Origin of the sequence: Nitratidesulfovibrio sp. (assembly GCF_040373385.1) — a bacterium.
GTDB lineage: Bacteria > Desulfobacterota > Desulfovibrionia > Desulfovibrionales > Desulfovibrionaceae > Cupidesulfovibrio.
In genome coordinates this window covers 274,664-301,207 of record NZ_JBDXXH010000003.1, presented here as the reverse complement: position 1 = coordinate 301,207, position 26,544 = coordinate 274,664, and the positions used below count along the sequence as shown (strand labels likewise).

The window sequence follows — 26,544 nt, the reverse complement described above, 5'->3', positions numbered from 1 at the left end:
GCATCAACCCGACACGGACATTGCCCGGAGCCACCATGACCAAGCCCGTCCCCACCGTCACCGCCCGCGCGGATGCCGCCCCCTACGTCACCCGCGACGGGTCCATCATCCGCGAGCTGATGCACCCCGCCGTGCATGGCAACCGCAACCAGTCGCTGGCCGAGGCGGAAGTGCCCCCCGGCTGCGTCACCCTGCTGCACCGCCATCCCCGCAGCGAGGAACTGTACCACGTCACCGCCGGGCAGGGACTGATGACGCTTGGCGATGCCACCTTTGCCGTGGGGCCGGGCGACACCGTGCATATCGCCCCCGGCACTCCGCACCGCATCGCCAACACGGGGGATGCGCCGCTGCTGGTGCTGTGCTGCTGCGCCCCGCCCTACGCCCACGACGACACCGACCTGCTGGACCCCGCCGCCGGGTAACGCGCAGGCGCCATGCCTGCCGCAGACGGCAACGGCACGGCGCGCATCGACAACTTGCCGCAGGCGAAGGCGATTCCCGGCGGGTTCGCGTCCTGTCACCCCCACCCTTCCGGCAGGCGATCGGACACTTGCCGCAGGCCAGTTCGCATCCCCGGTGCTACCTCCCGGCTCAGGCGGATCAGGCGAATCAGGCGGATCATGCGGATCGGGCGGATCGGGCGGATTGGCCGAATCGGGCGAATCAGGTGGATCGGCCGCACTGTGCGGCACCGGCCACGCCGCATCCCGGCAGCACATACCGCCCTGCCCACTCGCCCTGCCAAACGAACCATGCTATAGGGCAGGCATGCGTATCTTCACCACCAACGGCGCCCTGCGCCGACCATCCGTGCCCTTCCTTTCGTTCCCCGCATGCGGCATTGCGTCGGCCACCCTGGCCGCCACGCTGCTGCTGGCCCCGCTTGGCGTGCAGGCCGCCCCGCAGCCCCAGAGCACTCCGGCCTTGCCCGCGCAATCCTCGGTGTCCGCTCCCTCGGCCAACACAGCCGACCCGCTTCCCGCCGCGCCCACGTCCGTGGTGCTCTACCCCCGTTCCGCGCGGGTCATGGTGGAGGAGCGCGTGTCCGTGGAGGCCGCCCCCGGCGGCGGCCAGGCATTCCGGCTTGCCCTGCCCGCCGGGGCGGACCCGGCCACCCTGTCCGTGACCATACCCGGCAACGGGGTGGCATCGGTAAGCGTTCGTGAAGCCGACGCATCCGAGTCCCCACGCGTGGCGCGCCTGCGCACGGAACTGGCCGGGCTGCGCCGCGAGGCCGCGTCCGTGGCCGGGTCCATCGCCGCCACCGAGGCACGCATGGCCCTGTGGTCCAAGCCCCCGGTCACCAACGCCCCCACCGCCGACCTGGAACGGCTGGACGCCCAGATGGCCCGGCGGCTGGCGGAACTGAACGCCACCCTGCCCGACCTGCGCGACAAGGACGCCGCGCTGGCCGCGCGCATCGACAGGCTGCAACAGGAATTGAACGACGCGGGCGGCGCGGCGCGCACGGCACCGGTGGCCACGGTACTGCTGGCAAGCCCGGCGCGCGGCCCCCTGGCGGTGTCCTATGCCTACACCCTGCGCGACGCCGGCTGGCACCCCGCCTACCGGCTGGAGGCCTTTCCGGACAAGGGCAGCGTGGGCTTCACCTTCGAGGCGGAACTGCGTCAGGGCGGCTCCGTGGACTGGAACGGCGTGCGCCTGTCCGTGGCCACGGTGGAACCGGGCACGGCCCTGCAACCGCCGCCCCTGCGCGACTGGCAATTGCGGCCCGTTCTGGGCGTGACGCCCATGCCCATGGCCATGAAGGCCGCACCCGTGGCCGCCGAAGCCGTGGCCCTGCGCGCCGATGCTGCGCCCCCCTCCCCACCGGTGGACGAAAAGGCCACCTACGAGGTGTGGGACCTTGGCCCGCGCACCCTGCCCGCAGGCGGCACCGCCCGAGTGGCCCTGCGCAGCGAACAGTGGCCCGCCACCTTCCGGCATACGGTGCGTCCGGCGGCGGACCCGCGCGCCTTCCTTACCGCTTCCGTCACCCTGCCCGAACCCCGCCACTACCCCATGGGAGAAGCGCTGTACGTGGCCGACGGGGCCAGCGTGGGCAGCGCCTCGTTCAGCCTGGCCGAGGACAAGGCCGACATCTTTTTCGGCAGCGATCCCATGGTGTCCGCCACCATGCGGCTGGACGAACGCAAGAGCGGGCGCGAAGGGCTGGTAAACAAGCAGCAGACCCGCACCTGGGCCTGGACCATCGAGGTGGCCAACCGGCGCGCCACTGCGGTGTCCGTGCGCGTAGAAGATCCGGAACCCCAGCCGCGCGACACGGGCATCTCGCTGAACGTGGAATCCGACCCCAAGCCCGCCACGGAAAACCACCGTCTGGTGTGGAATCTGGACGTTGCCCCGCGCACCACCGCCACCATCCGACACTCGGTGCGGGCCACGGCCCCCGCAGACATGCGGCTGGATGACGGCAGGTAGGCACGGCTTCCAACTCCGCCGTTTCGCCGGGGCTGATCGCCCCGTCGGCACCAGCCACCGGCACTGGCAGCCCGAAAAATGACAACGGCCCGTCCGGATGGACGGGCCGTTTCGTTTGTCGCAAGCAGGAATCGGAGGGAGATGGGGACCAACGCGGCATGCGCGGTGTGTACGGCCACGGGCCGCAGCCCGACCGCACACTATCCGGTCAGCTCTTGATGCTGCGCTGGCAGAAGGCCACCACCCCGCGCGCAAGGTCGGGCGTTTCCGGCCAGAAGATGCGGCGGCGGTTCAGCCCCAGCAGCAGGATGCCCACGATGCGCGCCGTTTCCGGCACGTCGATGTCGTCGCGCACCGTACCGTCGCGGATGCCCCGTATCAGGCATGCCTCCACGGTCTGGAACAGGCTGGTGGACAACGCATCCATCACCGCGCGGGCGCTGGGAATGGTGGTGTAGGTATTCAGCAGCACCCGGGTGTCGGTCAGGCGCGTTTCGACGAATTCGCAGTGGTCGAGGATCAGCGTTTCCAGCAGGCAATAGCCGCTCTTCTGCCGTTCCTTGATGGCCGCCATCAGCTTGCGGTACTCTTCCAGATAGGTATCGACGATGACGTCGAACACTTCCTGCTTGGAACGGTAGTGCCGGTAGATGGCCGCGTCCGTGACGTTGGACGTCTTGGCGATCTGCGCGATGGTGGTACCCTTGAAGCCGTTGGCGGCAAACAGGGTGCGTGCGTTTTCCAGTATCAGGTCCTTGGAGGATGCCATGCGTGCCTCTTTTCTGGATGCGTCCGCCGCAAGGGAAGCGAAAGGGGCGGAACGCGCGTTGCGCAGCACACCATAGACACGTTCCCGCAGGTGGCGTCAAGCACGGGAATTTGCGCGGCGTCGGATTCGCATGCCAGAGACCCGCCCGTGGCGACCGGTCCGCAATGCATCAGGCCGGGTGTCGCCATGGTGCGCGGGTACGGCATGACAAGGTCCGCCGTGCCCGTCGGCGCACGACGCAGCAGGCCGCAGGCTGCCCCCTGTTCCGGCCCTGTCTGGCCTGTCTGGCCTGTCTGCCGCGTCAGGCGTATTCGCCGGGCAACTCCTGGCCGCGCAGCACCCGCAGCACGCCCGATGCCAGGGCGTGCATTTCTTCCACCTCGGGCAGCACCACCACCGGGGCCAGCCATTCCAGCCGCTGGCGCAGCCGTTCCGTCAGCCGAACGCTGCGGGCCATGCCGCCGGTCAGCACCACCCCGGCGATGCGGGGCGGGCAGGCTGCGTCACCCGTTATGGGTTCGCCGCAACCGGTGCCGCTGCCGCCATCCAGCAAGGCGGGCGCCAGCGAGACGACCTCCTTGGCGATGGTGTAGGCCACGGCCTCGAACACCAGCGCGGCGTGGGCGTCGGGCGGGGTGCCGCCAGCATCGGGCGTACCGTCCTGATCGCAGCAGGACGTCCCGTCCTTATCGCAGCAGGACGTACCGTCCATGCGCCGCTCCAGCACGCGCAGGTCGTTGGTGCCGCAGTGGGCCCACATGCCGCCTTCGCGCAGAATGATGCGCCGCAGTTGCTCGAAGGTGTAGGTGCCGTCCTGCACCAGCGACAGCACGCCCAGCGAGGGCAGGCGCCCCGTGCGCTCCGGCGCGATGGGGCCGTCGCCGTCCAGGGCGTTGATGACATCCACGATGCGCCCGCAGCGGTGCGCCGCCACGGAAATGCCGCCCCCCATGTGCGCCACCAGCCAGCGGTTGGCCGCATAATCAACGCCCAGCAACGTGGCGGCCCGCCGCGCGGCGGAGCGCTGGCTGAGGGCATGGAACACGCTGCGGCGCGGCAGGGCGGGCAGGCCGGAAATGCGGGCCACCTCGTCCATCTCGTCGGTAACGGGCGGGTCCACGATGAACGCGGCCACGCCCCAGCGGGCGGCGTAGTCGTGGGCCAGCGGTGCGCCCAGATTGCAGGGGTGCTCGCCATGGCGGGCCTGCGCCAGCGTTTCCAGCATGGCCGGGGTAATGCGCCACGCGCCGCCGGGCATGGGCGGCAGCAGCCCGCCGCGACCAGCCACGGCGGCCAGGGGCATGTCGGCCATGCCGTGCTCGGCCAGCAGCGCGTCCACGGCGGCGCGGCGGTAGGCGTACTGGGCAATTACCGTGGGAAACGCAGCAAGCTCGTCGCGCGGGTGTTCCACGGTTTCGGAAAATACCTCGGTCTCGCCCTCGTACAGGGCCACCTTGGTGGAGGTGGAACCGGGGTTGATGGCCAGAATGCGTTCGCCGGGCTGGCTGGCGGTGGGTGAAGACGGGGAACTCAGATGGGTATCCTCTCGAAAGGCTGTGGCATGCGGATGCGGCAGCCCGAAAGCAGGGCCGCCGGAAAAAACCGAAACGGGACGGTTGCCTAGTTTCTGGCGGACAGGGCCAGGTACCCCGCCAGCGCGATGGAACAGAACTTGGACCGTTCGCTGTCCCCGCGCGAGGTGACCACCAGCGGCGCGGAACTGCCCGCCATGGTGCTGGCCATGTCCGCGTGGGCCAGGGTGGTCAGCGACTTGTACAGGATGTTGCCGCTCTCGATGTCCGGCGCCACGAGGATGTCGGCGCACCCGGCCACGGGATGGTCCACGCCCTTGCGGGCTGCGGCGTCGGGCGAGATGGCGATGTCCAGCGCCATGGGACCGGCCACGTCCGCCTCGCCGAATTCGCCCTGATCGGCCATGCGGGCCACGATCTGGGCATCCAGCGTGGCGGGCATGGCGGGCAGGATGACCTTTTCGGTGGCGGCCAGCATGGCCACGCGGGGCCGGGCAATGCCCAGCGCGCGGGCCACGGCCACGGCGTTGTGCACGATTTCCAGCTTGCGCTGCAAATTGGGGCGGATGTTCACGGCGGCGTCGGTCATCATGGCCAGACGCGTGGTGCCGCCCGGCGCGGGCAGCTCGAACACGGCCACGTGGCTCAGCACGCCCTTGGGCGGCAGGCCGGTGGCGCGGTTGAGCACCCGGCGCAGCAGCACGTCGGTGTTCACAAGGCCCTTCATGAGCACCTCGGCCTCGCCGCGCCGCACCATGTCCACGGCGCACTGCACGGCATCGCGCGGGTCGGGGGCGTGCACGGCGGCGATGCCGGAAATGTCGCGCGAGAGCTCCGCCGCGATGCGCATGGTCTGGTCCATGTCGCCCACCAGCAGGGGCTGGGCGATACCCCGTTCCATGGCGTCCAGCAACGCGCCCAGGGCGTGGGCCTCGGCACAGGCGGCCAGCGCGATGCGCGGACGCGCCCCGCAGGCAGCCACGCGCGCCACCAGTTCGTCGAGACCGCGCGGCCCCTGTCCGCCCGTGTGCGGGCCTTGGCAAATCTTTGCTTCAGTGGTCAAACCGGCATGCTCCGCTGGAGATGGACATCGTGAACGGGAAAGGGAAACCGAGGCCGCGAGTGAGGTGACGGTTGGAACATTTCATCATGCAGGGGTGCACGTTTGCCGAAGCGTACTCTTTGGTGCGTGACCGGAGCGGAAACGACGGCTGACGCAGTGATCCGACAAAATCGCCGCCTCTGCGCGATGCCCGCAGGAATTTTGCCCCGCAGGCAAGAAAAAACGCTGCCGCGCAAGGGAGCGTACGCATCGAAAGTCTCTTCATGCAGGGGTGGCAAGTTTGCCGGAGCACAAGGAAGGCGGCGTTTCCGCGATGGGAGCGTACTCTTTGGTACGTGACCGAAGCGAGGCGGCGGTTTGACGCCGCCCACGGGCAAAAGGCCAAGGGCATCAGTCGTCGTCGCCGCGCTTCATGGCAACCACGCCCGTCCTCGCCAAACTGCGGATGCCGAACGGGCGCAGCATGCGGATGAAGCCGTCCACCTTCTGGGTGTCGCCGGTCATTTCCACGGTCATGGTTTCCTGCCCCATGCCGATGACGCTGGCGCGGAACACCTCGCACACCTGCATGATCTGGGTGGTGGTCTCGCGGGTCACGTCCACCTTCACCAGCACCAGCTCGCGGTCCACGAAGTCGCGGCGCGAAAGGTCCTCGACCGTGGCCACCACGTCCTGGGCGCGCAGTTCATCGGCGATGGATTCCAGCTCGGCCTCGTGGTCCTCCACGGTCAGCACGAGGCGGGAAACGTCGAAATCCTCGGTCTCGGCGCAGGATATGGAACGAAAGCTGATGCCCCGGCGCCGGAAGACGTCGGTGGCTTCTGCCACGGCCCCGGCCCTGTTTTTCACCAGCACGGACAATGTATGTTTCATGGCGGCACTCCCGTGTGTCGATGGAGAGGAGCATAGCGCGGCCGTGGCGCTTCACGCAACGGCTTGACCGGATATTGGCAACGCGTGACCGACGGCACGAGGGGGCACGGCCGGGACGGAGGCCGCAGGTCGTCACGGTTGCCAGCCGGTCTGCCGGGGCCTATCTATGGGTGCCCGGGGCCGGGGGGTCCCGGGGACCGGGCCGCTCCATGGCCCGGGGCGCTGGATCGCGCCCGCCCGCAACGCCCGCAACAGGAACCGCCGATGACCTACCGTCCCGAACCCGACGAAGAATTCAGCCCGCGCGCGGAACACGCCCGCATCCCCTACGCCCGCAAGCGCACCACGCTGCGCACCATGCTGCTGTGGCTGGCCGCCCTGTGCGTGGGGGCGTACTCGTTGCAGGCCATGCTGCCGCGGGTTGCGCCCGACATCGTCAGGGCTGGCCAACAGAACGCCGGGCAGGCTACCGGCTGGCGCGACGTGACGCCGCAGGAAGCCGCCGCCGTCATCGAACAGCGCCGGAACGACGACGCCTTCATGGTGCTGGACGTGCGCACCCCCGGAGAATTCGCCGGGGGGCACCTTGCGGGTGCGCGGAACATCGACCTTGCCTCGCCGGAATTCCGCGACAGGGTACGCTCGCTGAACCGCAACCGCACCTATCTCGTCTACTGCCGCTCGGGCAATCGCAGCAGCAAGGCGCTGGAGACATTCCGCGAACTCGGCTTCACATCGGTCCTGCACATGGACGGCGGCACGCTGGCCTGGAACGCGGCGGGCCTGCCACTGGACACGCCGTGAATGGCGCGGACGCGCGACGGGACTGTCCGGCGCAAGCCGCCATGCGCCGCTCCAACGACCCTGACCTGCCCTTCGATTCATGCATGAATCGCCGACATTCCCGCCGCCTCTCCGCCAATCCGACGATGTACCGTCCTTGCCACACGGCCCGGCGCCTGCTTGCGCATGTTTTTTCAACAGCTTCCGTGCCTTCTCAGAAAACATCGCTCATGCGGCCGCCTTCGCCCCCTCACAGTCCGGTTATCGGCATCCGATCCGATGCAGAATCGCATCGGGCACCCCCTGCAATTGCGGGCAATCGCGAACCCATTCGATTCAATATCGCATCACTCCCGTCGCGCAACCGCCCCTGCAAACCCCGCAACCAGCAGAATTCACGCGCATCTCGTCGCGGGGCACGGTCCCTGCTGTACATGTGTGACGCATCTGCCGTCCTGCACCCGCGCGGCGCAAGGTTTTCCGAAGTCCGCATCGCCACGGCAGGTTTCCCCGGCATCCGACCGCCCGATCCCCACGGAATCGCCCGGTTTCCCGCACCCTGATCCCACTACCCGCAAGGAGTCCGATACATGGCCATCCAGAGTCTCAACCCGGCCACCGGAGAAGTGCTCGCCTCGTTCGACGCCTATACCCCCGAGCACACCCGCCAGATACTGGACGCCACCGCCGCCGCCTGGGAAACCTGGCGCCTGCTCAGCTACTCCCGCCGTGCCGAATACCTGAAAAAGGCCGCCGACGAACTGCGCCACCAGGCCCCCTGGCTGGCGGAAATCATGGCCCGCGAAATGGGCAAGCCGGTGCGCATGGGCGAGGGCGAGGCACTGAAATGCGCCGCCGTGTGCGACTACTACGCCACGGAGGGCGAGGCCATGCTGGCCCCCGTGCCTGTGCCCGGCGCGGGGCGCAAGGCCTTCATCACCTACGAGCCGCTGGGCACCGTGCTGACGGTGATGCCCTGGAACTTCCCGTTCTGGCAGGTGTTCCGCATTGCCGCGCCCTCGCTGATGGCGGGCAACGCCGTGGTGCTCAAGCACGCCTCCAACGTGCCCCAGTGCGCCCTGGCCATCGAGCAGATATTCAAGGACGCGGGCTTTCCCGAGCACATTTTCCGCACCCTGCTCATCGGCGCGCGCCAGGTGGAGGCGGTGCTGGACCACCCCTCGGTCTTCGCCGTCAGCCTTACGGGCAGCGAGCCCGCAGGCCGCAAGGTGGCCTCTGCCGCCGGTGCCCGCCTGAAGAAGTCGGTCATGGAACTGGGCGGCAGCGACCCCTTCCTCGTGCTGCCCGACGCCGACCTGGAAGAAGCGGTGAAGGTGGCCACCCAGTCCCGCTGCGGCAACACCGGCCAGACCTGCATCGCGGCCAAGCGCTTCATCGTGCTGGACGCGGTGTATGACGAATTCCTGGCCCGGCTCACCGAAAGCTTCGGCACGCTGGTGGTGGGCAACCCGCTGGACAAGGCCACGGACATGGGCCCCATGTCCTCGGCTGGCCTGCGCAAGGAACTGCAGGAGCAGGTGGACCGTTGCGTGCGCGCGGGCGGCATCGTGCGCATGGGCGGCCTCGTTCCGGAAGGGCCGGGCGCGTTCTACCCGCCCACCATCATCACCGACGTGCCCACCGACGACCCCGTGTGCCGCGAGGAACTGTTCGGCCCCGTGGCGCTGGTGTTCCGCGTGTCCTCGGTGGACAAGGCCGTGGCCCTGGCCAACGACACCCCCTTCGGCCTTGGCGGCTCCATCTGGTCGCGGGACGAGGAAGGCGCCCTGCAGATTGCCGCGCGCATCCGCACCGGCTGCGTATTCATCAACAGCCTGGTGCGCAGCGACGTGCACCTGCCCTTCGGCGGCATCGGCAATTCCGGCTACGGGCGCGAACTGGGCACCTACGGCATCCGCGAATTCGTCAACATCAAGTCGGTCTGCGTCGGCTGACCGTAATTCCGCCTCCCCGTGCCCGGCGGCAAATACCGGGCACGGGGCTGCATCCTTCCCCGCCCCGCCGTCCGGGGTGCATCCGCTTTCCGGACACCATGTTGTCTGCTACAGGGTGACCATGACGACACACGCCGACCTGCTCGCCATTCTGGATGCCGCCAGCTACGCCGTGGTCGCGCTGGACCTGAACTGCCGCGTGCTCTACCTGAACAAGAGCGCCAAGCTGTTCCTGCACAAGCGCGGCCGCTACGTGGAAGACTGCATCGGCTGCGACGGCGACCAGATTCTGCCGCTGGCCACCCCCAAGGTGCGCAAGGCCCTGTCCACGGCGGAATTCAAGGCGGGCGTGGGACGCATCGTGGACAAGGGCAACCAGCTCTTCTACGAAATCACCCCCCTGATGCAGGACGGCAAGCTGGCGGGGGCCGTGGTCAGCCTGCAACGCCCGGAACGCTTCGAGCAGATGGCCTGCAACCTGGAAACCTACCAGAACCTGGCCCTGCGGCTGCAAACCATCTTCGATTCCTCCAGTGACGGCATCTGGGTCTCCGACGAGAACGGCGTGGTGCTGGACATCAACAACGCCTCGGAAAAGCTCAACGGCGTCAACGCCGCCACCCTGCGCGGCCAGAACGTGCGCACCCTGCTGGAACGCGGGCTCATCGACGATTCCGTCACCATGCGCGTGTTGCAGACCAAACGCCAGCAGACCATCATCCAGAACATCAAGAAGACCGGGCGCCAGTTGCTGGTTACCGGCACCCCGGCCTTCAACGACCGGGGCGAACTGTATCTGGTGGTGGCCAACGAACGCGACATCACCGACCTGAACGTCCTGCAGGAAAACCTGGAACAGGCCCGCCGCGCGCAGGAAAAGGTGCAGCGCGAACTGGAGGGCCTGACCATGCTGGAGTACGAGCGCGGCGGCGTGGTGGCGGAATCGAAATCCATGCGCCGCGTGCTGATGACCTGCCTGAAGCTGGCCCAACTGGAGGCCACCACCCTGCTGCTGCTTGGCGAATCGGGCACCGGCAAGGGGCTGCTGGCCAAGTTCATCCACAAGAGCGGCCCGCGACAGACCAAGCCCTTCATTTCGGTGAACTGCGCGGCCCTGCCGGATTCCCTGTTCGAGGCGGAACTGTTCGGGTACGAGAAGGGCGCCTTCACCGGCGCGCTGGAAACGGGCCGCGTGGGGTTGATGGAACTGGCGGGCGACGGCACGCTGTTCCTCGACGAAGTGGGCGAGGTTTCGCCTTCGGGCCAGGCCAAGCTGCTGAAGGCCCTGGATGAACGCGAGTTTCTGCCGCTGGGCAGCAGCAAGCCCCGCCCGCTGGAATGCAACATCATCGCCGCCACCAACCGCGACCTGAAGGCCATGACCGAGGCCAAGAAGTTTCGCGAGGACCTGCTGTACCGCCTGAAGACCTTCACCGTGTCCATCCCGCCGCTGCGCGAACGGCGCGAAGACCTGTTCGAACTGGTCACCCTGCTGCTGAAGCAGAACAACGAACGCTACGGCACCCACAAGCGCATCACCCCCCGCTTTCTGGACACGTTGCAGCAGTACCCCTTTCCCGGCAACGTGCGCGAACTGACGGGCCTGATCCGCCAGGGCGTGGTCATGTGCGATGATGTGGTGCTGGACGACTTTCTGGAAGACCAGATCGGCAGCAAGGCGGAACAACAGGACGCGGAGGCGGCCACCTCGCTCACCGCCGCCGTGGACGCAGTGGAACGCGAAATGCTCATCAAGGCCCGCGCCGTCTGCCACGGCACCCGCGAAATGGCCACCTACCTCGGCATCAGCCAGCCCACGGTGGTGCGCAAGCTGCGCCGCCACGGCATCCGCCCGCCCCGCAACGCCGAATAACCCCCCGCAACATCGCACCGCGCCACCTGGGGGCGATACCGGGACAGCCACGCTGCCCGGCCTTTTCATCCCCCCCTTTCCCGTTTCCCCACGGTTGCGCTCCGGTTCCCCGGCCTCTGCAACGCCCCCATTTTCGCCCGGTCTTGCCCGGTGCCGACCGCTTCGACCGGTTCGGCCGGTTCGGCTGGCTCGACCGGTCCCGCCCCGTTGCGGCACCGCTCCCGTATCCGCGCCGTCCACGCGCCATCCCGCCGCCGCGCGAGCATGACGCCCTTGCGCCCACGTGCCCCGCGCCGGGCACCCGATTCCTTCCCGTGCCTGCCTGTTCCTGCCCGCGCCTGACAACTCCTTGCGGCACTGCCAGCCCCCGGCAGTGCCGCTGCCTGCCCGATGCAAAAACAAATCACCCTGTGCCGCATCCCTTGCGGTCCTGCCCGCATCCCCATTCCCGGAAACCTGATTTCATTGCATAAATAATGGCCATTTTTGTAATAATCTGGCGCCGGTTTGTCGCTCAATGAAAAATTTAAGCAATTATTTCAGAGCAGATTCAATTTCGCATCATTTCAGAGACAAAAGTCGGCTTAAACGGCCAAAAACGATTCACGAACGCATCACAGCAGCATGCCCAATTCGCAAAAATACAGCATAACCAACCGAAACACCTACCTATCGAACCAACGGCACACGGGTTGATAGAGGGAACCCCAGGCAACAGCATCCCATAGAGAGGGTTCTCATGAATCAGCAGACCAAAGACCTGATGGAACGAAGGGCCAAGGCCGTCGCCAAGGGCGTGTTCAACGCTGCGCCGGTGTTCGCCGCCAAGGCGGAAGGTGCCGTGATCACCGACGTGGAAGGCCGCCAGTTCATCGACTTTGCCGGTGGCATTGGCGTGATGAACGTGGGGCACAACCACCCCCGGGTGGTGGAGGCCATCAAGCGGCAGGCGGACAAGCTGCTGCATTCGTGCTTCCACATCGTGATGTACGAAGAATACGTGGCCCTGTGCGAAAAACTGGCCGCGCTCACGCCGGGGGCGTTCCCCAAAAAGGCCGCCCTGTTCAACAGCGGGGCCGAGGCGGTGGAAAACGCCGTCAAGATCGCGCGCCACGCCACCGGCAGGCAGGGCGTGGTGGTGTTCGAAAACGGCTTCCATGGCCGCACCCTGCTGGCCATGTCCCTGACCAGCAAGGTCAAGCCCTACAAGTTCGGCTTCGGCCCCTACGCGCCGGAAATCTACCGCATTCCCTACGCCTACTGTTACCGCTGCCCCATGGGCAAGGAATACCCCTCGTGCGACGTGGCCTGCGCAGACCTTTTGCGCAAGGCCTTCGTCAACAGCTTCGCGCCCGAGAACATCGCCTGCCTCATCGTGGAACCCATCGTGGGTGAAGGCGGGTTCGCCACGCCGCCGCCGGAATATTTCGCCCGGCTGAAGGCCATCTGCGAAGAATTCGGCATCGTGTTCATCGCCGACGAGGTGCAGACCGGCGCCGCCCGCACCGGCAGGATGTTCGCCATGGAGCACTGGGGCGTGGAGCCCGACCTTGTGTGCATGGCCAAGTCCATCGGCGGCGGCATGCCCATTTCCGCCGTGGCGGGCAAGGCGGAGCTGATGGATTCGCCCCAGGTGGGCGGCCTTGGCGGCACCTACGGCGGCAACCCGGTGTGCTGCGCCGCCGCGCTGGCCGCGCTGGAAGCCATAGAGGCGGACGGGCTGGTGGCCCGGTCCGAGGCGTTGGGTAACAAGCTGCTCGCCGCCTTCGGCGAAATGCAGAACAAGTATCCCCTCATAGGCGACGTGCGCGGCAAGGGTTCCATGATCGCCCTTGAACTGGTGCACGACCGCGCCGCCAAGACCCCGGCGGCGGACAAGGCCAAGGCCCTGACCGCCCACTGCTTCGAAAAGGGCCTCATCCTGCTGTCGTGCGGCAACTACGGCAACGTCATCCGCACGCTGATGCCGCTGGCCATCACCGATGCCCAGTTGGACAAGGCCATAGCCATCATCGACGAGGGCTTCGCCGCCATTGCATAACCCCCCACCGCGCGAGGGGCTGTTTCAAAAGCAGGATTTCCGTTCGTTGGCAAGGAAAACGAGTCCGCCATGAGGGCACATACTCTTCTTGTATTTGGCCGAGCCTCAGCCGTTAGGCGAGCTTGCGAGTCTTACGGATGAGGACAGCAGAGCAATGGCAGGTGAAGTTTGACGAAGCCAACGGGCGGAAGGACAATTTGGGAACAGCCCCGAAAGGAGAAAGGAATGAAACGTTCACACTTGCTGGCCGCCGTCCTGACGCTGTGCCTGACCGTTCCGGCCATGGCCTTCGCCGCCCCCTCCGTGAAGGTGGGCAACATCCTGCCTCTTTCCGGCCCGTCCGCCTCCGTGGGGCAGCAGGGCAAACAGGCCCGCGAGATGGCCGTGGAGGAAATCAACGCCGCAGGCGGCATCAAGTCGCTTGGCGGGGCCAAGATCGAACTCCTGTACGCCGACTCCAAGTCCGACCCCAACGTGGGCGTGACCGAAGCCGAACGCTTCATCAACACGGAAAAGGTGCACCTGATCACCGGCGCCTGGAACTCGGGCGTCACCTATCCCACCACCGCCGTGGCCGAACGCTACGGCGTGCCGTACCTCGTGCCGGTTTCGGTGCGCGACACCATCACCGAGCGCGGCTTCAAGAACGTGTTCCGCATCGCCGCCAAGGACTCGTGGTGGACGCGTGACCAGTTCACCTTCCTGAAGGACATGCAGAAGGAATTCGGCGGCACCCTGTCCACCGTGGCCTTCGTGTACGAAAACGGCGACTGGGGCACCGGCTTCGCCGCCCAGTGGAAGGAACTGGTGAAGGCTTCCGGCATGCAGGTGGTGCTGGACGAACCTTACTCCTCTTCCTCCACCGACCTGACCCCGCTGGTGAACAAGATCCGCCGGGCCAAGCCCGACGTGCTGCTGCTGGTCTCCAACGCCGCAGACGCCATCCTGCTCACCAACACCCTGGCCGACTACAAGGTAAGCCCCAAGGTCATCCTGGGTTCCGGCGGCGGCCATGCCGACCCCACCTTCCTTTCCGCCTGCGGCGCCAACGCCCGCTACGTCTTCGACATCGTGGAATGGGAAGCGGACGTGAACAAGCCCGGCGCCAAGGAAGCCAACGAGAAGTACCGCGCCAGGTACGGCACCAACCTCACCGGCGAAGCGGTGGACGCCTACGTGGCCATGTACGTGCTGGCCGACGCGCTGGAGCGTGCCGGTTCTCTCGACCCGGCCGCCATCCGCAAGGCCCTGGCCGAAACCGACTACAAGACCGGCCCCGGCATGATCGTGACGTACGATGCCATCAAGTTCGACGAATCCGGCCAGAACCGGAACGCCGCCCTTGCCATCGTGCAGATCAACGACCTGGGCAAGGGGCTCGAGCGCATCACCGTGTGGCCCAAGGCCGCCCGCCGCACGGGGTACACCCCCGTGTTCCCCATGCCCAAGAAGTAACCGCGACCGACGCGGGGCAGGGCACCGGCCCTGCCCCGCAAACCGCCTGGAGCTTTCATGGATCCGGTCTTTCTCGCACAGGATTGCATCAACGGCGTGCTCATGGGCCTGATATACGGCCTGGTGGCCCTGGGGCTGACCCTGATCTTCGGGGTGCTCAAGGTCATCAACTTCGCCCACGGCTCGTTCCTCATGGTGGGCATGTACGTGGCCTACTGGACCGTCACGCTCTCCGGCCTGTCACCCTACCCGGCCCTGGTGATCATCATCCCGGCCATGTTCCTGTTCGGGTACTGGGTCCAGCACCTGCTGATCCGCCCCATCTTCATCGCCGAAAAGAACGTGCGCGAACCCATCACGGTCATCATCGTCACCACCGGCCTGTGGTACGTGCTGGACAACCTGGCCCTGCTGGTGTTCGGCCCCGACTACCGCGCCCTGCACCCCAACCCGCTGAAGGGGCAGATGCTGGAGATGGGCGAAATTTTCGTCTCCGTACCCAAGCTGTACGGGGCCATGGCCACCTTGGCCACCGCCGGGGGGCTGCACCTTTTCCTGCAACACACCCGGCTTGGCCGCGCCGTGCGCGCCACCAGCCTGGACCGCGAGGCCGCCAGCCTGATGGGCATCGGCCAGTGGAAGATCTTCAACATCGCCTTCGGCATCGGCACCGCCGTGGCCGGCATTTCCGGCGCGGTGCTGACGCCGTTCTACAACGTCTACCCCACCGTGGGCATTCCCTTCGACATCAAGTCGTTCGTCATCGTCGTGCTGGGCGGGTTGGGCTCCATCTGGGGCGCCCTGGTCGGCGGGGTCATCATCGGGCTCATCGAGTCCATCGGGCCCAACTTCATGACCTCCACCTGGACGGAAGGCATCGTGTACGCCCTTTTTCTGCTGGTGCTTTTCGTTAAACCTTCCGGCCTGTTCGGGCAGAAACAGGACTGGTAAGCGCACCGCGAGCGACACATGACACAACAGAAATTCAAGCGGAACTGTCTCATCGCCGTGACGCTGGCCGCCTTTGCCCTGCCACTGGCGGTGCGCAGCGCAACCTACCTGCACATCCTGATCATCCTGTACCTGTACGCCTACATGACCACCACCTGGAACCTGGTGGGCGGCTTTGCCGGGGTACTGCCGCTGGGCCATTCGGTGTTCGTGGGCATAGGGGCCTACACCTCCACCATCCTCTGGCTGCAATACGGCATCAGCCCGTGGATCGGCATGCTGGTGGGGGCCGTGCTGGCCGCCGGGGTGGGCTATCTGATCGGCAAACCCACCCTGAAGATGCGCGGCGCGTACTTTGCTCTGTCCACCATGGCCTTCGTGGAAGGCATCCGCGTGATGGTCGAGAACATCGACATGCTGGGCCCGCTGAAGCTGAACGGCCCGCGCGGCCTGAACATACCCCCGCTGCAAGCGGGCGAGGGCAGCTTCTGGGCCTTTCAGTTCGCCAGCAAGGAACCGTACTACTACATCATCCTGACCATGCTGGTGGCGGTGCTGGCCATGACTTCGGCCATATCCCGCTCGAAGATGGGCTATTACCTGAAGAGCGGCGGCGAAGACCCGGACGCCGCGCAGGCGCTGGGCGTGAACGTGGCCCGCTACAAGGTCACCGCCATGGCCATCTCGTCGTTTCTCACGGCGCTGGCGGGCACCTTTCTGGCCCAGCTGACCCTGTTCATCTACCCCAAGAGCGTGCTGACGCTGGACCTTTCCTTCGAGCTGGCGTTCATCGCGCTGATCGGCGGGCGCGGCTCCATCGCCGGGCCCATCATCGGCGCCCTGCTGCTGCGCCCGGTGACGGAATTCAGCCGCATCTACTTCTCATCCTCCTTGCCGGGGCTGCACCTGATCATTCTCGGCGTGGTGCTGATCGTCGTCATGCTGTACCAGCCGCGCGGCCTTACGGAGCCGCTGCTGCGGATATTCGACAGGCTGGCCGCGCGGTTCGCCACCACGCCGCCGGATTCACCGGACACGCCCGACACGCCTGCCCTGCCGGGCATACCAGTTGCGCCCGGCGCCCCGGCCACCGCATCGCCACGGGAGGAACGCCCATGAGCCTTCTGCAAGTCCAGGATGTGACCATGCGCTTCGGCGGCCTTATCGCCGTCAACGACCTGAGCCTGGAAATCGGCCGGGGGCAGATTCTCGGCCTCATCGGCCCCAACGGCGCGGGCAAGTCCACCGCCTTCAACTGCGTGGCGGGGCTGTACAAACCCACCGAGGGGCGCATCCTGTTCGACGGAGAGGACGTGACCGGCCAGAAGCCGTGGGATTTGTGCAAAAAGGGCCTTGCCCGCACCTTCCAGATCGTCAAGCCCTTCCAGTCCATGACCGTGCTGGACAACGTGACCGTGGGGGCCTTTGCCATCACCGACCGCCGCGACGAGGCGCGCGACAAGGCCATGGAGGTGCTGCACCTGCTGGGCATGGGCGGCAAGAGCCGCGCCATGCCCGGATCGCTGACCATCGCCGACCGCAAGCGGCTGGAGATCGCCCGTGCCCTGGCCACGGACCCGAAGCTGCTGCTGCTCGACGAGGTCATGGCGGGCCTGCGCCCCACCGAGGTGGACGAGATGATCGACATCATCCGCGCCCTGCGCGAGCGCGGCATGACCATCTTCGTCATCGAGCACATCATGCGGGCCATCATGGCCCTGTCGGACGAAATCGTGGTCATTCATTTCGGCCAGAAGATATGCCGCGGCAAACCGGAACAGGTGGCCCGGGACGAGAACGTCATCAAGGCCTACCTGGGAGAGAACTATGGCACTGCTTGACATGGAAAAGGTCAACGTCGCCTACGGCGACGTGCAGGTTCTGTACGACCTCAGCATCTCCGTCCGCGAGGGCGAGGTGGTCTCCATCATTGGCGGCAACGGCGCGGGCAAGACCACCATGCTGAAGACGGTATCGTCGCTGCTGCGGCCAGACAGCGGCGCCATCACCTTCAACGGCGTGCCCATGCACACCCTGCCGCCCGAAGAGGTGGTAAACCACGGGCTGGTGCACGTGCCGGAAGGCCGGCGGCTGTTCTCGCTGATGAGCGTGAAGGACAACCTGCTGGCCGGTGCGCACAACAGCAAGGCCTATGCCGTGCGCGAGCGGACGCTGGAGGAAGTGTACACCATGTTCCCCCGCCTGCGCGAACGCCAGAACCAGGCGGCCATGACCCTTTCCGGCGGCGAGCAGCAAATGGTGGCCATTGGCCGGGGCCTGATGGCCTGCCCCAAGATGCTGATGCTGGACGAGCCCTCGCTGGGGCTTGCGCCCATCCTGATCGCGGAAATCTTCCGCACCATCCGCGTCATTGCCGACAAGGGGCTGACCGTGCTGCTGGTGGAACAGGACGTGAAGCACTCGCTGAGCCTGTCCGACCGGGGCTACGTGCTGGAACACGGCCGCGCGGCCATGGAAGGCCCGGCTAGCGAACTGCTGGACAGCCCGTACATCCGCGAGGCGTACCTGGGCATCTAGGCCGCGACCGAGGCCCCTGCCGCGCACGGCTCCCCCCTTCCCGCACAACGCAAACGAACGGCGGCCCTCCTTCGGGAGGACCGCCGTTTTACTGTTCAACTTTCAGATGGCGTAGCTGCCACTATACGGCACCGACATGCCTTCAGTTTCCGCAAGCAGTCCGTGCGCTGGCAAGGAGGATGAGGATTTTACGCAGGGAGCATACTCTTTGGTATGTGACCGGAGTAAAACCGGAATCCGACGAAGCCAGCGCGCGGAGAACTTGCGGAAACTAACAGCCTTCGCCAGTTCCGCGACACCCGCCCCCAGCACACGACGTCTTGCCCACGCCGCCCTTGCGGCCGCGCAAGGCAGCGGTGTTGCCTTTGCCGAAGACCACTTCCAGGGCGTCCTCGATGAAGCCGGAAGCTTCCACCGGCTGCACCCCGGCGGCCACCAGAATTCCTTCCGGATGCGCGCCAAAGGCAGCGCACAGCAGGGCGCGGCAATCGTGCAGGGTGGCGGCCACCTGCTTCCAGCGTTCGGGGCCGCAGCCGGGCTTGGGCGCAAGGCGCTCTTCCACCAGGAAGAACCCGTTGGCCCCCTGCCCCCAGATCTGGAACCGGGCGGCCTCGCCCAGGTGCTGGTTGACCAGCATGCCTTCGCGCGTGGCCACGGCCACGTAGGGGCGTTCGGCGTCTTCGGTCTTGCTGGCGGCGCAGGCGCGCAGGGTATCGGCCATCTCGGCGGACTTGTCCTCGTGCAGCAGGCCCACGGCGTCGGCGCGACAGCGCTTGCAGTGGGTCATCTGGGAAATGTACTCGCCCGCCACCTTGCGGGCCGCGTTGACGGCGGCGGCGTCCGGCTCGGGCAGGTGGGCCAGCGGAGTATCCGCCGTGGGCTTGAGCGGAATGATGTTCTGGATGGTGGCCCCCAGTTCGCCCACAACGCGCGCCACCTCTTCCACGTGGTGGTCGTTCACGCCGGGCACCAGGATGGTGTTCACCTTGACGATCATGCCGCGCTCCACAAGACCGCGCACCGATTCCAACTGGCGCGAAAGCAGCAGTTCCGCCGCCTCGCGGCCACGCCAGACCACCTTGTCGTCGCGCACCCAGGAATACAGCTTTTCGCCGATGGCCGGGTCCACCGCGTTGATGGTGACGGTGACGTGGGTGACGCCCAGTTCCTTCAGCCGGTCGAGATGCGGCGGCAGGCCCAGGCCGTTGGACGAAAGGCAGAACAGCAGTTCGGGATGCTTTTCATGGATCAGCCGCAGCGTTTCCAGCGTTTCCGCAGGGTTGGCCATGGGGTCGCCGGGGCCTGCGATGCCGATGACGGTGATGCGCGGGTCAGCGGCCAGCACCTTGTCCACGTACTCCAGGGACTGGCGCGGCGAAAGCACCGCACTGGTCACGCCGGGGCGCGATTCGTTGACGCAGTCGTACTTGCGGTTGCAGTACCCACACTGGATGTTGCACTTGGGCGCCACGGGAACATGGACGCGACCGCAGGACGAGGCGCTGTTGCGATCAAAGCACGGATGTCCGGGGGGGGTGGTGCGCAGCGGCTTCATGGCGGTCTCCTTCGTTTTAAAGCGTATCCCCGAATGAGGGATTTCGTTCGTCGGCCAGGAAAACGAGCCTGGCATGAGGGAGTATACTCTTGCGCTATTCGACCGATATGGCAGGCGAAGTTTGACGCCGCCCACGGGCGAAAGACCCATTCGGGGCCTAAAGATAGCAATAGCCGACGGGGCTATCCGTCTGGGTCTTCTCGATGACGGCGTTGACGATGCGGTCCATGAGGGCCTGGGCACCGGCGTAGCCCACGTGCAGCAGGCGGTGGCCGCCGAAGCGGTCGTGGATGGGAAAGCCCGCCCGCACCAGCGGAATGTTCCACTGCCGGGCATAGCGGTAGCCCTTGCTGTTGCCCACCAGCAGATCGGGCGAAAGGCCTTCCGCCGTGTCGGCGATTTCCTCGAAGTCGGCGCCCTCGATGACCATGGGCGTTTCTGGCAGCAGGCCTTCGGTGACGGCGGCAATGCCTTCTGCCAGGTGCGACCCGCGCGTGCCGGTGGCGGCCAGCACGGTGTGCACGCCAAGCTCGGTCAGCAGGGAAACAAGGCCGATGACCAGATCCGTCTCGCCGTAGACCACGGCGCGCTTGCCGGACACGTACTTGTGGCCGTCCACCAGGGCGTCGACGAACCGCCCGCGCTCCAGTTCGTGCTTGCGGGGCAGCGGCTTGCCGGTGATGGCCTCCAGCGCGGCGACAAGGGCGTCGGTTTCGCGCAGGCCAATGGGCAGGCCCACGGCATGCAGCGGCAGGCCGAAGCGGTCGTGCAGCACGCGCCCCGCCGTGGCCGGACCGGTGGACCCCACCGGGGTCATGGCCAGCGAGCGCCCGCACTCGATGACCGCCGCCGCACCGGACAGGGCGCGGATGTCGGCCAGCGGGGTGCCGCCTTCGGGCAGCGGGGTGTAGTCTTCCAGCGCCGGGCCATCCAGCGGGTCGGACAGGTCGGGCAGGATCACCACATCGCTGCCGAAGTCGGTGACAAGGTCGCGCAGGTGGCGCAGGTCCGCCGGGGAAACGAAGCCGGGCAGCAGGGCCACCTTGCCGTGGGGTTCCACCCGCTCCTTGGCCAACTGGTCCACCAGGGCGCGCACGGCGGCGTTCCAGCCTTCCATGTGCGTGCCGCTGTAGCTGGGCGTGTGCACATACACGATGTCCGGCAGGTCAAGGTCGCCGAATTCGTTGCGGAATTCGCGCAGGTAGCCGCCCACGTCATCACCGATGGTTTCGGTGAGACAGGTGGTGGCAACCCCCACCAGCACGGGGTCGTACTTCTTCATGACGTTGAGGATGCCCTTCTTCAGGTTGGGCCCCCCGCCGTACACGGCCTGCTTTTCGCCCAGCGAGGACGAGGCGATGTCCATGGGCTCGCGGTAATGGCTGATGACGTAGCGCCGCATGTAGGTGGCGCAGCCCTGCGAACCGTGCAGGAAGGGCACGGCGCCCTCCACGCCCCGGAAGGCCAGCATGGCCCCCAGCGGCGTGCACAGCTTGCAGGCGTTGGTGGTGGAGACGAAGTCGGGGCGCTTGGGGCGCGGGGCCTTGCCGGGCTTGCCGCCGCCGGTGGACGGGGCGGCCTTCAGGGCAACCGGCGTCAAGATGGCCGCCGAGGCCGAGCCGCAGTCGTCAGCATCGGCTTCCGGCGCTTCGGAACAGTCGCAGCCGTCAGCGCAACCGTCAGCGCAGCCGTCAGCGCAACCATCGGCGCAGCTTCCGCCGCAGTCGCAGTCACCGGCCACGGCATCGTCACCGGCGCACGTGCCGTCGAGTTCAACGTAATCAAGCGTCATGGCACACCCCCTATGCGTCCGCGCCAGACGGGGCGGCGGCGCGCTTGGACCGGCGGGGCACGAACCGCCAGACGGGACTCATGACCGAGGCGTGCACCTCGCGGGCGAAGTTGTACATGCCCTCGAAACCGGCCAGCGCGATCTTGCGCTCGTGGTTGTGGTCGCAAAAGCCCACGCCCAGCTTGTGGGCGATGGGGCGTTCCTTCACGCCGCCCACGAACACGTCCACGTCCAGTTCGCGCACGTAGTGCGAAAGCTCCAGCGGGTTGGCGTCGTCGATGATGACGGTGCCGGGGTCGCACACGGTTTCCAGTTCCTGGTATTCTTCCTGCGTGCCGGTCTGCGAACCCACCAGCACCACGTTCATGCCAATGTGCCGGAAGGCCTTGATCAGCGAGAACGCCTTGAACGAACCGCCCACGTAGATGGCGGCGCGTTTGCCGGAAAGGTCGCGCCGGATGTCGCGCAGGCGCGGCATGAGGGCGGCCAGTTCCTCGCGCACGAGATCGCGGGTGCGGTCCACGATGCCGGGGTCCACGGATTCGAAATGTTCGGCCACGGCGTACAGCGAATCGGCCATGTCCTCGATGCCCAGGTACGACACGCGCAGGTGCGGGGTGCCGTATTTTTCCTTCATCATCTTGGCCAGATCCATGGTGGACCCGCTGCACTGCACCAGGTTCAGGGCGGCGCCGTGGCAGCGGCGGATGTCGTCCACCCGGCCATCGCCGGTGATGTTGGCCACCACCTGGATGCCCATGCGCTCAAGGTACCCGCGCACGATCCAGATTTCGCCCGCCAGGTTGAAGTCGCCGAGAATGTTCACGGAAAGGGGCGAAACGCTGTCCGTGGACGCGGTGCCCACCAGTTGGAACATGGCCTTGCACGCGGCAAGGTACCCTTCGCGCTTGTTGCCCTTGAAGCCTTCCGACTGCACGGGAATGACCGGGATGCCCTTCTTCTCGGACATCTTGCGGCACACGGCGCCAAGGTCGTCGCCGATGAGCCCCACGATGCAGGTGGAGTAGACGAAGGCGGCCTTGGGCTGGTGCAGGTCGATCAGTTCGTCCAGCGCGGCGGCCAGCTTCTTTTCGCCGCCGAAGATGACGTCCTTTTCCTGCAAGTCGGTGGAAAAGCTCAGGCGGTGCAGTTCCGGCCCGGACGAAAGCGCCCCCCGGATGTCCCAGGTGTAGGCGGCGCAGCCGATGGGGCCGTGCACCAGGTGCAGCGCGTCGGCGATGGGGTACAGCACCACGCGCGAGCCACAGAACACGCAGGCGCGCTGGCTGACGGCCCCCGCGAGGCTCTCGCGGTTGCAGGCCATGTCGATGGGACCCTGCCCGGCGCGGTGCACCTGCTTCTTCCGTTCGTCCAGAAGATCCGCGTCGCGGCATGCTGCCGTGGCGGTGGCGTTGGGTGCGGTTGCGGTGGTCATGGTCGTTCCCCTTTGTCGTAGCTGCGCAAAAATTCGTATCCTTCCGGCAAATACTGCGGGGCTCCGCCCCGCGCCCCGCAAGTGGGCCGCGCCCCCTTGACCCCTTTTTGAGGGCACCCCCCTATTGAAAAGTTTTGGGGGGAGGGGTTCGGGGAGGGAGACCTTTTTACGCTCTGCGGTCGCCATCCGTAAGGCTCGCAAGCTCGCCAACGGCTGCCGCAAAAGGTCCCCTCCCCGAAAAATCTCCATCTAGTACATCAGGTATTCGGCATTGGGTTCGCCGTCTTCGATGCCGTCGAGGATGGCATCGATGGCGTCGTGGCTGTCCACGCCCTTGAACCACCAGTTCTGCGGCTGCACCACGAGGACGGGGCCTTCCTCGCAGGCCTTCAGACACCCGGTGGCAGTGACCAGGATGTCGAGGCCGCGATCAAGGATTTCCTCTTCGAGGTACTGCAGGAACCCGTCGGTCTGCTTGAAACAGACGCCCTTGGGTTCGCCCTTGTGACGGAAGCTCTGGCATACGAGAATTTGATGCGTCGGCTTGGGCATGGTCCTTCCTCTCCCTTGCAATACCTAGACTGTGCGGCCCTTGCCGCGATTCTTGCCTTTCTTGCCACCCCCGTAGAGCACGTCCACGAGGCCCTCGATGTTGTCTTCGGTCTGGATCACGCGCAGCCCTCTGGTGGCCAGGTATTCCACGGGGCGCTGGCCCGCGCTGGACACCAGCAGGTAGGCGCAGTCGGACAGGACGGCGGCCAGCGCCTCCCACCGGGCATCACCGGAACCGGCGGGCGGTGCCGGGCGCACGCCCAGCAACTCCACGGGACCGGTCATGAGATCGGCAGAGGGACCGGACGCAGGACCATCCTTTGGCCCGTACACCAGAAACTGGCGGGCGTGCCCAAGGTGTTCGTCCACGTCAAAGCCGTCACTGCTGGCCACGGCCACATAGGGCCGGTCGCCACCGGGCAGCGGCAGGCCGGAGCCTGCGGAGACGGCCACGGGTTCGCCGCATCCCGGACCCGTGCGCCGCGCGACGGGCAGCCCGTCGCGGGCAGAGGCGTCAAGCACGGGCAGGTAGGCGGCTGCCGCGTTGCGGGCGGCGTCCATGGTGACCGCATCGGCAGCGGGCACGGGGCCTGCCGCGTCCTCGGCGGGAACGAAGGGCACCACGTAGATCCCCGAGGCTCCCAGCACCTTGGCTGCGGCGGCAATGTCACCCACGTGGGTATCGTTGATGCCGGGGTACACGGTGACGCACACCGCGACCTCGATGCCCGCCTTGACCAGCGCGGCAAGGGCCACGGCCTGCTCGTCCACGAGCAGCGAGGCGCCCTCGCCGGGGCGCAGGGTGCGGGTGCCGGGGCGGATCCAGGCGTACAGGGTGTCCACCAGTTCCGGGTCCACGGCGTCCATGAGCAGGGTAACGTGGCTGACGCCAAGCTCCGCCAGGGCAGCGGCATGGCTGGCCACGCCAAGGCCGTTGGTGGTCACGCACAGGGTGATGTGCGGGTAGGCGGCGTGTACCAGGTGCAGGGTTTCCAGGGTGCGGTCGGGCACGGCGAACGGGTCGCCGGGACCGGCAATGCCCACCGTATCCACCACCGCGCCCGATTCCATGACCGTGCGCAGGTGTTCCAGCGCCTCGTGCGGCAGCAACGCGGGGGACGCGGGCTGCGTTCCGCAGGCGCACGGGGTGCTCACGCCCGTATCGCCATGGCGGCTGCGGGCGTTGGAACGCGGCGCCACCGGCAGCAGCAGCCAGCCGCCGGGACGTCCGTTCGTGTGCGTACAGTGGGGTGCGCCGCTCATGGTGTCTCCGTGGGGTTCTCCGCCCGGCGCCGGGATGTGGCGCCGGGCGGAAAGGATGCAGTTGCTGGGTGTGTCGTCACGAGCAGGATTTTTGTGCTCTGCCAAGGAAGAACAATTTTTTATGGAGGGAGCGTACTCTTCCCGTACGTGACCGGAATAAAACTTGTTCTGACCTCGTTGCGCTCGATGTCCGTAGGGCTCGCAAGCTCGCCCAACGGGCACGCTTCGCGCCCTTCGGGTCGGTAAAGCAGAGGACAAAAGGACGCTCGTGACGGCACGCCCTAATAGACGAGCTCGAACTTCTCCTCGGGCGCGTCACGATCGGCGCGGTCGAGCAGGACGCCCAGGATCTTTTCCATCAGCCGGATGCCGCCCTTGTACCCCGTCACCGGGAAGTACTGGTGGCCCACCCGGTCCATGATGGGGAAGCCGAAGCGCACGTAGGGGATGTCCTCGTCACGGGCAATGTACTTGCAGTAGGTGTTGCCCATGATGAGATCGACCGGCTGGTTCTTGATCCACTGGTGGAGCAGGAACATGTCGCCCGCGGCGCGCACGTTGACGTCAAAGCCCTTGCCCGCGCACAATTCCTTGATGCGCGCCTCGAACTTCTTGCCCGGCGTGCCGGTGACCACGTGGACGGGCTGCATGTCGAGCGTCAGCAGGAACTCGGTCAGCGCGATGAGCTGGTCCGGGTCGCCCACCAGGGCCACCTTCTTGCCGAAGAAGTACTGGTGGTAGTCCGAGATGACGTCGATGAGCTGGCCGCGCTCGAAGTTCACCGTATCGGGCACGGAGGTACCGGCCACGGTGCGCAGGGCGTCGATGAAGCGGTCGGTGGCCTTCAGCCCGATGGGCAGGTCCAGCACCCGGCAGGGCACCTTGCACTGCGAATCCAGGGTGCGGGCCGCGTCGGCGGAACACCATTCGCCAAGGGCCAGGGTGCCGATGGCATCGCCTGCGGCGCGAATGTCCTCGGCCGGGGTGCCCGCGTCGGGGAACATGTGGTACTCGCCGGTCAGCGGGCCGTTGAGCACGCCCGAGGTGTCCGGGAACATGGTGAAGGACACGCCGATCATGTCGGCGATGCGCTTGATCTCCTCCATGTCCGCAGGTTCCACCCAGCCGGGGATGATGTTGACCTTGCCGTTCTTCTTGCCGGAAGAAACGGCCAGGCACTTCACCATGCCCTTGACCATGTTGGAGAAGCCGGTGACGTGCGAACCCACGTAGCTGGGCGTGGAGGCAAAGATCACCTGCTTGCCCTCGGGCACCTTGCCTTCTTTCACCGCCTTGTCGACGATCTGCTTCAGGTCGTCGCCAATGGTTTCGGACAGGCAGGTGGTGTGCACGGCGATGATTTCCGGCTCGTACACCGAGAAGATGTTCTCGATGGCCTGCAACAGGTTGGCCTGGCCGCCGAACACCGATGCGCCTTCCGTGAACGAGCTGGTGGCAGCCGACACGGGTTCCTTGTAGTGGCGGGTCAGCGTGCTGCGGTGGTAAGCGCAGCAGCCCTGCGAACCGTGGCTGTGCGGCAGGCAGCCCTTGATGCCCAGGCCCGCGTACATGGCGCCGATGGGCTGGCAGGTCTTGGCCGGGTTGATGTTGAGCGCCGAGCGCTCCTTGATTTCCGTCGGGGTATGTCTGAGCAGCATGTCGTTTCCCT

General features: G+C 66.6%; 21 protein-coding genes. 11 read left to right on the top strand and 10 right to left on the bottom strand.

Features of this window, described 5'->3' with window-relative positions; genetic code table 11:
* Window positions 1-35 precede the first annotated feature (35 nt).
* Entirely contained in the window at window positions 36-425 is a 390-nt protein-coding gene (locus ABWO17_RS07140) for a cupin domain-containing protein (RefSeq protein WP_353117039.1), read from the top strand.
* 346 nt (window positions 426-771) lie between these two features.
* On the top strand, window positions 772-2,445 hold the full coding sequence (locus ABWO17_RS07135; RefSeq protein ID WP_353117037.1) for a DUF4139 domain-containing protein: 1,674 nt from the start codon (window positions 772-774) through the stop codon (window positions 2,443-2,445).
* A 208-nt stretch (window positions 2,446-2,653) separates the two neighbouring features.
* On the opposite strand, the gene ABWO17_RS07130 is transcribed toward ABWO17_RS07135, so the two are convergent.
* The 4 genes from ABWO17_RS07130 to ilvN form a co-directional block, all read right to left on the bottom strand.
* Window positions 2,654-3,214, bottom strand: a complete 561-nt coding sequence (locus ABWO17_RS07130; RefSeq protein ID WP_353117035.1) for a TetR/AcrR family transcriptional regulator — start codon at window positions 3,212-3,214, stop codon at window positions 2,654-2,656.
* A gap of 301 nt (window positions 3,215-3,515) precedes the next feature.
* Window positions 3,516-4,748, bottom strand: coding sequence for a butyrate kinase (gene buk / locus ABWO17_RS07125; protein ID WP_353117485.1), 1,233 nt, complete (start codon window positions 4,746-4,748; stop codon window positions 3,516-3,518).
* An 86-nt stretch (window positions 4,749-4,834) separates the two neighbouring features.
* On the bottom strand, window positions 4,835-5,809 hold the full coding sequence (locus ABWO17_RS07120) for a phosphate acyltransferase (RefSeq protein WP_353117033.1): 975 nt from the start codon (window positions 5,807-5,809) through the stop codon (window positions 4,835-4,837).
* A gap of 390 nt (window positions 5,810-6,199) precedes the next feature.
* Window positions 6,200-6,682, bottom strand: a complete 483-nt coding sequence (gene ilvN, locus ABWO17_RS07115; RefSeq protein WP_035068250.1) for an acetolactate synthase small subunit — start codon at window positions 6,680-6,682, stop codon at window positions 6,200-6,202.
* 264 nt (window positions 6,683-6,946) lie between these two features.
* Between ilvN and ABWO17_RS07110 the strand changes: the two genes are divergently transcribed.
* From ABWO17_RS07110 to ABWO17_RS07070, 9 genes are all read left to right on the top strand, one after another.
* Window positions 6,947-7,486 carry a rhodanese-like domain-containing protein gene (locus ABWO17_RS07110; protein ID WP_353117031.1) on the top strand — a complete coding sequence of 180 codons (540 nt, stop codon included), beginning with the start codon at window positions 6,947-6,949 and terminating at the stop codon, window positions 7,484-7,486.
* Between the two features lie 569 nt (window positions 7,487-8,055).
* Complete coding sequence (locus ABWO17_RS07105; RefSeq protein WP_353117030.1) at window positions 8,056-9,420, top strand: NAD-dependent succinate-semialdehyde dehydrogenase; 1,365 nt, start codon at window positions 8,056-8,058, stop codon at window positions 9,418-9,420.
* Window positions 9,421-9,541: 121 nt separating this feature from the next.
* The gene (locus tag ABWO17_RS07100) at window positions 9,542-11,293 is read left to right on the top strand and encodes a sigma 54-interacting transcriptional regulator (RefSeq protein WP_353117028.1); all 1,752 of its coding nucleotides are present in this window, start codon (window positions 9,542-9,544) and stop codon (window positions 11,291-11,293) included.
* Between the two features lie 739 nt (window positions 11,294-12,032).
* Window positions 12,033-13,334, top strand: a complete 1,302-nt coding sequence (gabT, locus tag ABWO17_RS07095; protein ID WP_353117026.1) for a 4-aminobutyrate--2-oxoglutarate transaminase — start codon at window positions 12,033-12,035, stop codon at window positions 13,332-13,334.
* A gap of 225 nt (window positions 13,335-13,559) precedes the next feature.
* Window positions 13,560-14,789 (top strand): ABC transporter substrate-binding protein, encoded by a 1,230-nt coding sequence (locus ABWO17_RS07090; protein ID WP_353117024.1) that lies wholly within the window; start codon window positions 13,560-13,562, stop codon window positions 14,787-14,789.
* 57 nt (window positions 14,790-14,846) lie between these two features.
* Window positions 14,847-15,740, top strand: a complete 894-nt coding sequence (locus ABWO17_RS07085; protein WP_353117022.1) for a branched-chain amino acid ABC transporter permease — start codon at window positions 14,847-14,849, stop codon at window positions 15,738-15,740.
* An 18-nt stretch (window positions 15,741-15,758) separates the two neighbouring features.
* Entirely contained in the window at window positions 15,759-16,859 is a 1,101-nt protein-coding gene (locus ABWO17_RS07080) for a branched-chain amino acid ABC transporter permease (RefSeq protein ID WP_353117020.1), read from the top strand.
* Window positions 16,856-17,581, top strand: a complete 726-nt coding sequence (locus ABWO17_RS07075) for an ABC transporter ATP-binding protein (protein ID WP_353117018.1) — start codon at window positions 16,856-16,858, stop codon at window positions 17,579-17,581. The genes ABWO17_RS07080 and ABWO17_RS07075 overlap by 4 nt, the downstream gene beginning before the upstream one ends.
* Window positions 17,568-18,278, top strand: a complete 711-nt coding sequence (locus ABWO17_RS07070; RefSeq protein WP_353117016.1) for an ABC transporter ATP-binding protein — start codon at window positions 17,568-17,570, stop codon at window positions 18,276-18,278. The genes ABWO17_RS07075 and ABWO17_RS07070 overlap by 14 nt, the downstream gene beginning before the upstream one ends.
* A 271-nt stretch (window positions 18,279-18,549) precedes the next feature.
* On the opposite strand, the gene nifB is transcribed toward ABWO17_RS07070, so the two are convergent.
* The 6 genes from nifB to nifK form a co-directional block, all read right to left on the bottom strand.
* Window positions 18,550-19,833, bottom strand: coding sequence for a nitrogenase cofactor biosynthesis protein NifB (nifB, locus tag ABWO17_RS07065; protein ID WP_353117014.1), 1,284 nt, complete (start codon window positions 19,831-19,833; stop codon window positions 18,550-18,552).
* A gap of 157 nt (window positions 19,834-19,990) precedes the next feature.
* On the bottom strand, window positions 19,991-21,625 hold the full coding sequence (locus ABWO17_RS07060) for a nitrogenase component 1 (protein WP_353117012.1): 1,635 nt from the start codon (window positions 21,623-21,625) through the stop codon (window positions 19,991-19,993).
* Between the two features lie 10 nt (window positions 21,626-21,635).
* Window positions 21,636-23,060 (bottom strand): nitrogenase iron-molybdenum cofactor biosynthesis protein NifE, encoded by a 1,425-nt coding sequence (nifE, locus tag ABWO17_RS07055; RefSeq protein ID WP_353117010.1) that lies wholly within the window; start codon window positions 23,058-23,060, stop codon window positions 21,636-21,638.
* Window positions 23,061-23,309: 249 nt separating this feature from the next.
* The gene (locus ABWO17_RS07050) at window positions 23,310-23,612 is read right to left on the bottom strand and encodes a (2Fe-2S) ferredoxin domain-containing protein (protein WP_035068239.1); all 303 of its coding nucleotides are present in this window, start codon (window positions 23,610-23,612) and stop codon (window positions 23,310-23,312) included.
* Between the two features lie 24 nt (window positions 23,613-23,636).
* Window positions 23,637-24,875: a NifB/NifX family molybdenum-iron cluster-binding protein gene (locus ABWO17_RS07045; protein ID WP_353117008.1), complete on the bottom strand. Its 1,239-nt coding sequence runs from the start codon at window positions 24,873-24,875 to the stop codon at window positions 23,637-23,639.
* 281 nt (window positions 24,876-25,156) lie between these two features.
* Window positions 25,157-26,533: a nitrogenase molybdenum-iron protein subunit beta gene (gene nifK, locus ABWO17_RS07040; RefSeq protein ID WP_353117006.1), complete on the bottom strand. Its 1,377-nt coding sequence runs from the start codon at window positions 26,531-26,533 to the stop codon at window positions 25,157-25,159.
* Window positions 26,534-26,544: the final 11 nt, after the last annotated feature.